The following is a 10,676-nucleotide window of genomic DNA, read 5'->3' as shown; positions in this document are numbered from 1 at the left end:
TTACTCAAGAGGTTTGTAATAAACTATCGAAAGGCGTGGTTGCATCTTGTACATCGTAGTTTCTACTCCCTCATAGATATTTTCGTTGGTTGAAACCAAATAATGTCCTTCAATAATATCAACCAACGTTAGCAAAGGCGAATAGAAGGTAATACCTATTTCGTGAGCATTTTTATCTTTTACGTTAGAATCTATAATATCAAGTTGGTAGTTTTGAAAAGGCAAATAATTATTTCCCAGCACATCGGGCATTGGGTAAGTTAGTCCCTTCCATTGTAAAAGATACGGGTGAGCCGCCATGCTTACCAAAAAATGTAATTGCTCGGCTTTTTCGTTTCTACTTACTAATTGTTTGAAAGTCGTCCACGGATTTTCTGCATCATTGTATAGTTGCGATTGCATCAAAAACTCTTGGTAGGTGCTATCCCAAACGTATTTTTCCCAACGAGATTGCGAGTCTTTTGTTATAACTATTCTGAAAGCGAGTCTTATTTGTGCTTTTGCCATTTTGGTTATTGATAAACTTTACTACTATCTTAGTGGACAACTATAAAAGAAATGATGGAGAAATTGTTTCCCCATCATTCTCAACTCTTTATTACTAATCAAAATCAAATCAAGCTTTTACGTAAATTGTGTGTGTAAGCACATAACCTGCCGAAACGCTGCCAGTGACAGTTGACATTTCGTTGGTTACACCATCACCAAATACATTATCTTTTGCATTTGAAGTATCAGCCTGGCCTTTACTTGCATACACACCTTGAGCATAAACCACTTTGCTTACATCTTCTGGGAAAGCTATTTGTGTTACCAACAAAGATGTACCTGAGCTATTATACACGTGTACGTGAATGTGCGGAGCTCGGCTCGAATACCAACCTGGGTAAATACTTGTCCAAGCAGCCATACCATTGGTATCGGTTGTTTGGCGACCACGTAAGAAATTCACGGAAGTATAATTGGTTGACTGCATCTGAGTGCCACCATATTGTGAGTAATTTCCAGCGGCATCACAATGCCAAATATCAACAATTGCTCCTTTGATTACGGCACAACTGGCATTAACATTTCGGATGTAAACTTTAATAGTAAGTGGCGTACCTGTTCGGTCTGAAACAATATTGGTAGTTGCATAAGATGCTGGTGACTTTGTAGGAAAAGGCCCTTCGGTTTCAGAATTTGTTACCGAACAACTCGACGGCGTAACCGTTGGGTCTGAACTAATAGTTGTACCAGTAGTCGTTGTATCAGCAACCACTTCATCTTTCGAGCAAGCACTTAATGCTGGAATAACCGCAAATAAACCCAATGAGCCTAAGCCTCTTTTGATAAAATCTTCTCTTTTCATTTTGTTAGAATTTTACTAGGTAATGTTTTGAGCGAACACGCCAAATCTTTGTATCAGAAAACTGCCTTTGTTTCTTTAAGACGTTGGTCGATGTGCAAAAGTTGTTTGAAAATCGTAGTTTGAGGTAAAGAGGGGAATTTCTGCGGTAAACTAAGCGGGTATCTCAAAAATCAAAAGCATGGCATCGTTTGAAAGTGCTTCAAACTCAATTTCTTCGGCATTCCAAATGGCCAAACCATCACGAGCTTCCATGAGTTTATTATCGACCTCAAAAGCTCCTTCAATCACAAAAACATAAAGGCAATTACACGCATTTTTTATTTGATAAATCCCTTCTTCTCGGCTATCGTATTTACCAAAATAACCAAAAGCATTTTGTTGAACTGATGAAAAAATAAGTAAAAGTTCATTCTGTTTTTCAAGGTCAATAGTAGCCGAAGTAGTTGAAGCAACGATGGCGTTTTCTTGCTCAATCCAAATTTCAAGGTAGTTTATCAGTTCACTTTCATACGGATTTAGCACTTCATATTCCTTCTCTGCTTCGGCCGAAAAAATTTGCAATTTTCCTGCCTCCAAAAAATCGTGATAGCCCACACTATTCTTAAATTCGATTCCTCCGACTAATGGCAAAATCAATACTTCAGTTGGTTTTTCGACCTGCATTTTCATACCACAGCCAGCCGCCAGAGTATTATCATTTAAAACCCTTAGTTTTCCGATATGTTCTTTATTTGGGTCTTGAAAACTGCCAAAATTGAACGAATGAAAACTCCGAAACCAAGACAACTCGGTTTTGCCCCGTTGGGCTGAAAGAAATATTTTTGCTTCGTTTTGTGTCATAGCATGGTAGGACAAGTTTTCAACTTGTCAAATCTGTAAGTGTCTTATATAATATATAAAGTGAGTTATAAAATCTACTGTTCAGAGAACAGCCAACACTGCTACGAAGTCGAAGACTTCGCAGAGCGAATATTCTACATTATTTTCCAAAATTCTCAAAGAAAGCCTTTTCGTAGCTTACACCAATCGGAATTTCTTCTTCACCAATTGTAAGTATTTTGTTTCGTACATTTTCTATACGGCTAAAAGGTACGATAAATGACCGATGCACCCGCACGAAATCTTTTGCAGGGAGTTTTTCAAGCATATTTTTCATGGTCATTCGAGCTACGATGGGTCGGGCCACGTCTGGTTTATTGGCTACGATATGAATTTTCAAGTAATCGTCTAAACCTTCGATAAACAGAATATCGGTCAACGGAATTTTATGCAAACGATAATCAGCCCTGACATACAGATATGACGGGGTTTCGGCATCGTTGGGTTGCTGAATCTTGAAATACTCGTTGGCTTTATTTGCTCCTTGCAGAAAACGCTCAAACGTAAAGGGTTTCAGCAGATAATCAATGGCATTCAGATTAAAACCTTCAACAGCGTATTCGCTATACGCAGTCGTAAAAATAACCATCGAGCTTTGTGTTATATTCCGAAACAACTCAATACCCGTCATGGATGGCATATTAATGTCCAGAAACAACAAGTCAACAGGGTATTCTTCCAAATATCTGAGGGCTTCTTTGGGCTTATGAAAGGTTTTTTCTAAGCTGATAAAATCAACTTTCTCACAGAAACTTTCTATCACTTTCAGAGCAAGAAGTTCGTCGTCGATGGCTATGGCTTTTATCATTTGTTGGTTATTGGAAAACTGGGGAATTTGTTACTGGTAAAAATCATTTTACTCCTGTTCAATTACAAAACAATCGAAAGTTCTACCAGATAATCTTTTTCAGTATCGTAAATGGATAATTTATGCCGTTTCGGATAGAGCAATTCGAGGCGATTGCGGGTATTTTCTACGCCCAAACCACTTTTATTTTCTTCCGAAATATGTACGGCTACTTTCTTATTAAAAACATTCAAAAACAATTCTTCGTCAGTAATATCAATCTTGATTTTTATGACCGAATCTTCTTCGGCATTAATGCCGTGCTTGAAGGCATTTTCAATAAACGAAATCAGAATCAACGGAGCAATTTGTTTGCCGTTGGTGGTGCCATTTATCGAAAATTCAAGCGAAATTGATTCACCAAAGCGGATTTTCTGTAAATCTATGTAGTTTTTTATGTAAACAATTTCTTTTTCGAGCGACACAAAAGTGGTTGTGGCTTCGCTCAAAACGTATCGCATCATGCCCGAAAGCTTCACGACTGCCGTAGGCGTTTCGTCAGATTTCATGATGGCCAGCGAGTAAATGCTATTGAGTGTATTGAACAAAAAATGCGGATTGATTTGAGCCTTTAGATAAGATAATTCGGCGTTCATTTTTTCTCGTTCGGTTTCTCGCCAACGGCTACTCACTCGCAAAATCAAGGAGAAAAATACCACCACCAAAAATGGAAATATTTTCTGGTTGACATCAATAAATACATCGCCTTCGGGTTGATTATGAAGTGGTTCTCCATGCGGTGGTGGTGAAGGTCTTTCGCCAGACTCAAACATGGGCGGTGGCGGCATTGTTTTACTGGTCATCTGATGCGGTGAACGACTCAGAAACTCATTCTGACCAATAATGAAACTTCCCGACCGCCTAAATGCTAAATAGACTAAAACGATGGCAAAAAAGTATAGAACGTACCTTTTTGAAAAATATAGCCTCGGAACAAGAACGTAGTAATTGAAGTAAAAAATGAGTATCAATAAGCCGTAACCCAAAAACTCTCGCCCCGCTAAAGGATTGAAAAACAAATCGGATTTGCCCTGAAAAAACGGAATAAACGCCAACGATAAAAAGCCAACGATAGCTGCTATGTGAATCAATATTTGGCGAGTTTGGTCTTTCATCTGTCTTTAATTTGGGTGTAAATTAAAAGATTTCGGACGAGAATTCGACAAATATTGAGGAGAAGACTACTTTTTTGTCGGAGAATATTTATTCTCTAAATAGTTTTTTATCGGCATAAAATGTACCGAAAGGCACAAACGAAGCCAAAAATGCCAAAACAGCTTTCTTAAACGGCCATTTGTATTGAATAACTACCAAAGCTAAAAGCACCACATAGGCAATGAAAAGCACACCGTGGGCCATACCCACAAAATAGTTTGGTTTAGGAAAACCCAACATATACTTGAGTGGCATCGTAATTCCGAAAAGTATAAACGAACATCCTTCTAAAAAAGCTACAACTCTGAATTTATCTAAAGTGGTTTTAAACATAAATCTTTGGTTTTTGACAAAGATACGAGATTTGCGAATTGAGCGTTGAGATTTTCTCGGAAGGTGAACATTTTATCTTTTTTTTTGTTAGCTAAACTGTGGGGTGAAGTTAAAATTTGCCCTAACAAACACTTAAACCATCGAAAATAAATAGCATGATTGCCATCATAATAGGTACTAACCGTCAAAACTCGCTTTCAAAAAAAGTAGGAATCAATTACCAAAATCTTTTAAAATCGCTCGGTCAAGAAAGTCAGATTGTTGATTTAGCTGAACTCCCAGCCGATTTTGCCTTTTCAGCATTATATCAAAATTCGGGTAAAAACGAGGCTTTCAATGAGTTTCAAAAAATAGTTGACGAAACCAAAAAATTTGTATTTATTGTACCCGAATACAACGGTTCGTTTCCAGGAGTTTTGAAAACTTTCTTCGATGGCCTACGCTATCCTGATAGTTTTAATCATAAAAAAGCTGCTTTGGTAGGAATCTCGGCAGGAATGTTAGGAAATGCTGTTGGACTCGGACATTTGAATGATATTTTGAGTTATATGGGAACTGATGTAATGGGTTTACGCATGAAATTTGGCAACATGAAATCCCATTTCAACGGCGAAGAATTTACATTTGAAGTATATCGAAATTTCCTCGACAAACAAGCAAAGGCTTTGATAGCATTTTAATTTATACTGACCGAACGGCACGCTGATTATTACTGATTTTTTATCTGTTTTATCAGCGTTGCTTGCATCCGTGTCATCAGCGTGCCATTTTAAAACAACTAACCAACATGCAAGCACCGCCACCGTGGAAACTCAAAGGAAATGGTTATATATTCATTTATCATTTCCCGAAATCATTCGTAGAAAAATACGGATTCTTGGCTGATTATCAAGCAAGTAGATTCAATGGTGATTTTGTAGGGACGATTATGTTAGTTGATTATGAAACTTCAGAAGTTGGCCCGTACCGAGAATTACTTTTTGTACCAGGAAGGTTGAAATTTGGAAAGAAAAAGATTTTTTCGATTTCAAAAATCTATGTTTCAAGTCAAGAAAGTGTGGATAATGGTCGAAAAAACTGGGGAATTCCGAAAGAATTAGCCGATTTTGCCATTACGAAACCTAATGAGCAGGAAACCGTTTTTGAGGTGAGTATTTCGGGCAAAACTTTTTTTAAAGTTAGTCTGACCAACGGCTCGTTTAAATTTCCGATTAGTACAAAATTCTTCCCGCTAAAATTAGCCCAAAAACAAAACACTGACCTTTACATCACGAACTCACCCGCCAAGGGCTCGTCTACTTTTGCCAAGTTGGTTTCTGCCGAAGTCGATGCCACATTTTTTCCTGATATTTCACAATTAAAACCACTAAGCGTTTTGTCGGTAAGTAATTTTGAAATGATTTTTCCGCACCCAGAAATTCAAAGCAATTATTTTGAATAGTCTGCCCAAGGTAGTTTTTAGGTTTATCGACGAAAATTCAATAAATTTGAATAAATTCCTTTAGCTCAATGATTTCGGTAGTATTAGTAGATGATGAAACAGAATGTTTAGATGTTTTGGAAGCCGACCTCCAAAGGCTTTGTCCTGACTTTCAGATTCTTCAAAAATTCGATAATCCGCTTGAGGCACTTCAATTCATCAACCAAAACCATATTGATGCCCTTTTTCTTGATATTTCTATGCCACTTCTCAATGGCTTTGATTTGCTCAAGCAAGTACCAAACATTGACTTTGACGTAGTTTTTGTAACAGCCTACGATAATTTTGCTTTGAAAGCCTTTGAGTTTTGTGCCGTAGATTATTTAGTAAAACCTACCACCAAAGAAAGCATTATTCGAGCAGCCGACAGAATACGCAGTAAGCACAAAAACCTGAATATGAAGCAAAATATTGCTCTTTTGCTGGCCAATATGCAAAAAGATTTACAAAAACGGCAGCAAGTGGCCATTCCAACTTTCGAGGGTTTGGAATTTGTGAATATGCAGCAGATTTCATACGCCAAAGCTGATGGCAATTACACCACTATTGTGCTGCAAAACCAAGAGAAAATAATGATTTCGAAGACCCTCAAGGAGTTTGAAGGTATCTTGAATGACTCTACTTTTGCACGAATCCATAACTCGTATTTGGTGAATCTCGAACACGTCAGAAAATACATCAAGGGCGATACAGGTTCGGTGGTTTTGAACGATGGCACTACCTTGCAGGTTTCGAGAGCCAATAAAACTAAATTGATGAGCATGGTAAAATTTGGTGCATGAAAAAAAGCATTTTCATACTACTTTTCTGTGGAATTTTTCTCCCTACATTTGCTCAAAAGGCAATCGAAATAGATAGTAGTTTACAGAAAAAAGAAATTATTGATTTATCTGACCAAACGCTTTTTTTGCTGGATTCGACCAAGCAAAAAACACTTGATGAGATAAAAAAAAGTCGATTTCAGGACTTTCAAAAAATTCCCGATTTTAATCATATTTCCAGATATTTGGCTAACGTTTGGTTAAAATTTCGACTAAAAAACAATTCACAAACCGATACGCTAAAAGCACTTTTTTCGGCAGGAAGCAGCTTTCAAACTTTGCTTTATACGATTGATAATCAATACATTATCAATCAACAAACCACTAATAAACTATTCCCCGACCAACAACGTCCTTTCAGATTTGATGGACAGTATTTACCCATCATTATTCCGCCTAAAGCAAGATATGACTTTTATGTTGAAATCAGTTGGTTTTCGTTGAAAAAAATCCGAATCCAACCCACCATAGTTACCTACGAATGGGAGGCAAAAAAGAAAGAAGTCGACCTGTACGACAACCGTTTTGCGATTGGCTGCAATTATGCCCTTATCGGAATCTTACTGTTTTTGGCTTTATTTACATTCCTACAATATTTGCTCAACCGACAACGCTATATTTTATATTATTCGCTTTACCTTTTTGCCATGTCGGCTTTTGTAGCTTGGGGATTTGAGCATTCTTCTTATGGTTTTTTTCTGTTGAAATATTCTTCTTTGTTACTGATTTTGCTCCGACAAAACTTTTATGTGTTGGTGGCTCAGTTCTGTTATTTTTTGTTTATCGGTGAGTTTTTGGCCTCTACACACACGCACCCACGCATCGGCAAACTCAATAATTTTTTGCTCAAAAGCATTGGTATTTTGATTGTTTTAGAAGTACTTTTTACGCTCATTTTGCAGCGGTATGACTGGGAAATTTACCTCAGTATCTTCACACAAGTCTTCTTATCAGTTTTTGGGGCTTTGATGCTGTTTTATGTTTATCAAATCAAGACCAAACTGGCTTTTTATATCAAAATTGGTAGTACTTTTTTGCTTTTGGGAGGTATTTTTGGATTTATTTCGAGTTGGATGAACTGGGTTCCGCAAAGCTCCGATTTGCTCGACCACTACCCAAATGTGTATTTTAATGCGTGTATCTTGCTCGAAATTTTGTTTTTCTCGATGGGTTTGGCCTATAAAGCTACCGAAGTTATTCATCAAAAAAACGATTTGGAACAAGCTGTTTCGCTTTCCGAACTCAATACGCTTCGCTTACAAATAAACCCACATTTTTTGTTCAATAGCCTTAATTCTATCAAGAGTTATATCATTAAAAATAAAACCGATGAAGCGGCAGATTATCTGACCGACTTCTCAACGCTCATTCGGTCGATTTTGCAGAAATCAAAAGAGCAAATTGTCTCGCTCAAAGAAGAACTCGATACGATTTTGCTTTATACAAAACTCGAACAGCTACGTTTTCAGAAAAAGTTTGATTTTATTTTTGAAATTTCGCCCGAAATCAACACCGAAAGTGTGATGATACCTGCTTTGCTGCTGCAACCTTATATCGAAAATGCTATTAAGCACGGTTTGGCAAACAAGAAAGAAAAAGGAACTTTAAGTCTGATTATCAATGACTTAGGGGAAAGTATTGAGATTTTGATTAATGATGATGGTATTGGAAGAAAGCACGCCTCTGAATTAAAAAGTAATTCTGACGGACACCAATCAATGGGTTTGAAAATTAATGAAGAACGCCTAAAACTCCTCAACAAAATCCATGATTGGAATATCCGATGCCACATCATGGATAAATTTGATTCTGAAAATAAGCCCATCGGCACAAAAATTATCCTCATAATTCCGAAATAAGTCTTACCAATTTTCATCAATTTCGTGCAAGTTATCAACTCGCAGCCACCAGTTACTCATTGTGGCTTGTGGATATTTGTAGGTTTTAAGAGTTTTGGGTAAATCTTAAAATTCTGAAACCATGAAAAAAATATTATTCTTTCTCTTTTTCACACAATCGCTCATAGCACAAGTTACTACACTTCCCAACTCAATAGGCATTGGTACTGGCATTAATTCGAGCATTCCGCTACACATTAATAAAAATGGTGAACTTGCCAGATTTCAAGGAACAAGCCCATATATCTCACTATTTGATGGCCTCAATATGAATGGCTATCTACAAGCCATCAATAATACATTTGAGATAGGTTCTAAAAACAATTATGATTTGAATTTCTTTACAGGTGATGCTCAAAGATTGAAGATTTTTGGCGATGGGACGGGTATTACAGCTTATTCGAGATTTAATATGGGTGCTGGTATGAATCTGGTTGGAGCCATGCGAATGGCAGGAAACACTGGTGCTTTAGGAGATGTACTGATGTCGCTCGGCAACGGAACACCCGTATGGAGTAGTGTAAGCCAAAACCCGCAGGTTGGGTTTTCGGCTTATCTAAACACGAATAAAACATTATTAAATGCAACCGAGTATGTGATAGATAATTTTATTGAACACTTTGATGATGGAGGTAATTTTAATCCTACAAATGGGCAGTTTACAGTACCTTCTGCTGGATTATATCAGTTTTTATTAAATCCCTTATTGAGTCACGGCACGGTTGCTTCGGGGATTCCTGTCACGGTACGGTTACAAGTCAATAATAACTTCCGCTTTCAAACTTCATCCTTGGTTGACATCAGTTCAAGTTATGGCAATGGCTTAAATTCAACGTTCATTGTAAAACTTAATCAAGGAGATGTTGTTACTTTCTCTTTGATTCAAAACTCTGGTAGTAGTCAAACACTTGCTGCTTACAGTGCAAACTTACTATTTTCGGGATATAAAGTTTACTGAAGACATGAAAAAAATACTTTTTTTACTGCTCATTTCATTGAATACTTTCGCCCAAACCTTCACCGCTGAAACTGGCTACTTATATCTCGGTGACAAAGAAACCGAAATGAGTGGCGGACTCGAAATCAAATCGGGAGTTATCAAGAAAAACGATAAAATTGATATTTATGCTCCTACGGGCAGAAAATTTACGGCTACGATTGTAAAAATTTCGGGCGAAAATCGACAAGAAGTAAATCAGATAAAAGCGGGCGAATACGGCTATTTTGATTTGAAATTTACAGAAAATCCATCTACAGGCAAAGATTATGTGAATAAAGGTTTCAAGGTATATCCTGCTGGTTTTCAAGCAAATACAGGAGCGATGAAAGCCGAAGCAGATGCCAAACTCTCGACAAGTGTCAATTTCAAATCAACACTTGATGGCAAAGCATTTCGTGGAAAAGTAACTTATAAAGGTGCTTCGTTGTGGCGAAAAGGTGTGAAAAATTTTGCTTATAATAAACCCTATTTGCAACTTCAATTTGCCTGCGTTGATGCTCCCGATACTCGAACGCTAACTATTCAAGTTTTCAATCCGAAAGAATCAACCGCAAGCTATACGGCCAAAGATATGGAAGTGAATTTCTCGGGAACAGTCGATGGAAATTCGGCCAACACCACCATTTTTGGTTTTGTCAATGGAAAAGCTACGCCCAATTTCACGCTTGAAATTACGAAGTGGCAAGCATCAGGCAATAAAGCGATAATTTCGGGCAAAATAAATGGCGAATTACCCGAAGTCAAGATTTTGGGGCGTTCGACCAAAGTGAATCGTTTTGAGAATGGTGTTTTTGAAAACATTGAAGTTGAAATCTTCAACGATCAAGCCGATTTGAAAGAAATGATAAAAGCCGCAGGTGGCGGTGGCTTATTGAAAAACTAATGGAAAATCCGCAACGAAGTCTGGAGAAT

At 37.4% G+C, this 10,676-nt stretch carries 12 protein-coding genes; 6 read left to right on the top strand and 6 right to left on the bottom strand.

Annotated elements, in window-relative coordinates; translation table 11 throughout:
- The 6 genes from ABR854_RS06320 to ABR854_RS06295 form a co-directional block, all read right to left on the bottom strand.
- The gene (locus ABR854_RS06320) at positions 1 to 507 is read right to left on the bottom strand and encodes a hypothetical protein (protein WP_350264532.1); all 507 of its coding nucleotides are present in this window, start codon (positions 505 to 507) and stop codon (positions 1 to 3) included.
- A gap of 109 nt (positions 508 to 616) precedes the next feature.
- Positions 617 to 1,351 carry a dioxygenase family protein gene (locus ABR854_RS06315; protein ID WP_350264531.1) on the bottom strand — a complete coding sequence of 245 codons (735 nt, stop codon included), beginning with the start codon at positions 1,349 to 1,351 and terminating at the stop codon, positions 617 to 619.
- A 150-nt stretch (positions 1,352 to 1,501) separates the two neighbouring features.
- Positions 1,502 to 2,191 (bottom strand): pirin family protein, encoded by a 690-nt coding sequence (locus ABR854_RS06310; protein WP_350264530.1) that lies wholly within the window; start codon positions 2,189 to 2,191, stop codon positions 1,502 to 1,504.
- A 139-nt stretch (positions 2,192 to 2,330) separates the two neighbouring features.
- Positions 2,331 to 3,038 (bottom strand): LytR/AlgR family response regulator transcription factor, encoded by a 708-nt coding sequence (locus ABR854_RS06305; protein WP_350264529.1) that lies wholly within the window; start codon positions 3,036 to 3,038, stop codon positions 2,331 to 2,333.
- 62 nt (positions 3,039 to 3,100) lie between these two features.
- Positions 3,101 to 4,192: a sensor histidine kinase gene (locus ABR854_RS06300; protein WP_350264528.1), complete on the bottom strand. Its 1,092-nt coding sequence runs from the start codon at positions 4,190 to 4,192 to the stop codon at positions 3,101 to 3,103.
- Positions 4,193 to 4,280: 88 nt separating this feature from the next.
- Complete coding sequence (locus tag ABR854_RS06295; RefSeq protein WP_350264527.1) at positions 4,281 to 4,565, bottom strand: DUF3817 domain-containing protein; 285 nt, start codon at positions 4,563 to 4,565, stop codon at positions 4,281 to 4,283.
- A 155-nt stretch (positions 4,566 to 4,720) separates the two neighbouring features.
- Here ABR854_RS06295 and ABR854_RS06290 point away from each other — a divergent pair, with 155 nt between their 5' ends.
- The 6 genes from ABR854_RS06290 to ABR854_RS06265 all read left to right on the top strand — a co-directional run bounded on the left by ABR854_RS06290 (position 4,721) and on the right by ABR854_RS06265 (position 10,647).
- The gene (locus ABR854_RS06290; protein ID WP_350264526.1) at positions 4,721 to 5,245 is read left to right on the top strand and encodes an NADPH-dependent FMN reductase; all 525 of its coding nucleotides are present in this window, start codon (positions 4,721 to 4,723) and stop codon (positions 5,243 to 5,245) included.
- A 107-nt stretch (positions 5,246 to 5,352) separates the two neighbouring features.
- Positions 5,353 to 6,006 carry an acetoacetate decarboxylase family protein gene (locus ABR854_RS06285; protein ID WP_350264525.1) on the top strand — a complete coding sequence of 218 codons (654 nt, stop codon included), beginning with the start codon at positions 5,353 to 5,355 and terminating at the stop codon, positions 6,004 to 6,006.
- A 68-nt stretch (positions 6,007 to 6,074) separates the two neighbouring features.
- On the top strand, positions 6,075 to 6,827 hold the full coding sequence (locus ABR854_RS06280; RefSeq protein WP_350264524.1) for a LytR/AlgR family response regulator transcription factor: 753 nt from the start codon (positions 6,075 to 6,077) through the stop codon (positions 6,825 to 6,827).
- Positions 6,824 to 8,725, top strand: coding sequence for a histidine kinase (locus ABR854_RS06275; protein ID WP_350264523.1), 1,902 nt, complete (start codon positions 6,824 to 6,826; stop codon positions 8,723 to 8,725). The genes ABR854_RS06280 and ABR854_RS06275 overlap by 4 nt, the downstream gene beginning before the upstream one ends.
- 121 nt (positions 8,726 to 8,846) lie before the next feature.
- Entirely contained in the window at positions 8,847 to 9,722 is an 876-nt protein-coding gene (locus tag ABR854_RS06270) for a C1q-like domain-containing protein (protein WP_350264522.1), read from the top strand.
- 4 nt (positions 9,723 to 9,726) lie between these two features.
- Positions 9,727 to 10,647 carry a hypothetical protein gene (locus ABR854_RS06265; RefSeq protein WP_350264521.1) on the top strand — a complete coding sequence of 307 codons (921 nt, stop codon included), beginning with the start codon at positions 9,727 to 9,729 and terminating at the stop codon, positions 10,645 to 10,647.
- Positions 10,648 to 10,676 lie beyond the last annotated feature (29 nt).

Source organism: Emticicia sp. W12TSBA100-4 (assembly GCF_040253585.1).
Lineage (GTDB): Bacteria > Bacteroidota > Bacteroidia > Cytophagales > Spirosomataceae > Emticicia.
Note: the sequence above shows the minus strand (reverse complement) of the source record. Positions and strands in the feature narration are given on the sequence as shown.

What these genes read in the sequence shown, in the direction of transcription:
- ABR854_RS06320 (WP_350264532.1), bottom strand. Translation starts at nt 507, where the DNA reads ATGGCAAAAGCACAAATAAGACTCGCTTTCAGAATAGTTATAACAAAA.
- ABR854_RS06315 (WP_350264531.1), bottom strand. Translation starts at nt 1,351, where the DNA reads ATGAAAAGAGAAGATTTTATCAAAAGAGGCTTAGGCTCATTGGGTTTA.
- ABR854_RS06310 (WP_350264530.1), bottom strand. Translation starts at nt 2,191, where the DNA reads ATGACACAAAACGAAGCAAAAATATTTCTTTCAGCCCAACGGGGCAAA.
- ABR854_RS06305 (WP_350264529.1), bottom strand. Translation starts at nt 3,038, where the DNA reads ATGATAAAAGCCATAGCCATCGACGACGAACTTCTTGCTCTGAAAGTG.
- ABR854_RS06300 (WP_350264528.1), bottom strand. Translation starts at nt 4,192, where the DNA reads ATGAAAGACCAAACTCGCCAAATATTGATTCACATAGCAGCTATCGTT.
- ABR854_RS06295 (WP_350264527.1), bottom strand. Translation starts at nt 4,565, where the DNA reads ATGTTTAAAACCACTTTAGATAAATTCAGAGTTGTAGCTTTTTTAGAA.
- ABR854_RS06290 (WP_350264526.1), top strand. Translation starts at nt 4,721, where the DNA reads ATGATTGCCATCATAATAGGTACTAACCGTCAAAACTCGCTTTCAAAA.
- ABR854_RS06285 (WP_350264525.1), top strand. Translation starts at nt 5,353, where the DNA reads ATGCAAGCACCGCCACCGTGGAAACTCAAAGGAAATGGTTATATATTC.
- ABR854_RS06280 (WP_350264524.1), top strand. Translation starts at nt 6,075, where the DNA reads ATGATTTCGGTAGTATTAGTAGATGATGAAACAGAATGTTTAGATGTT.
- ABR854_RS06275 (WP_350264523.1), top strand. Translation starts at nt 6,824, where the DNA reads ATGAAAAAAAGCATTTTCATACTACTTTTCTGTGGAATTTTTCTCCCT.
- ABR854_RS06270 (WP_350264522.1), top strand. Translation starts at nt 8,847, where the DNA reads ATGAAAAAAATATTATTCTTTCTCTTTTTCACACAATCGCTCATAGCA.
- ABR854_RS06265 (WP_350264521.1), top strand. Translation starts at nt 9,727, where the DNA reads ATGAAAAAAATACTTTTTTTACTGCTCATTTCATTGAATACTTTCGCC.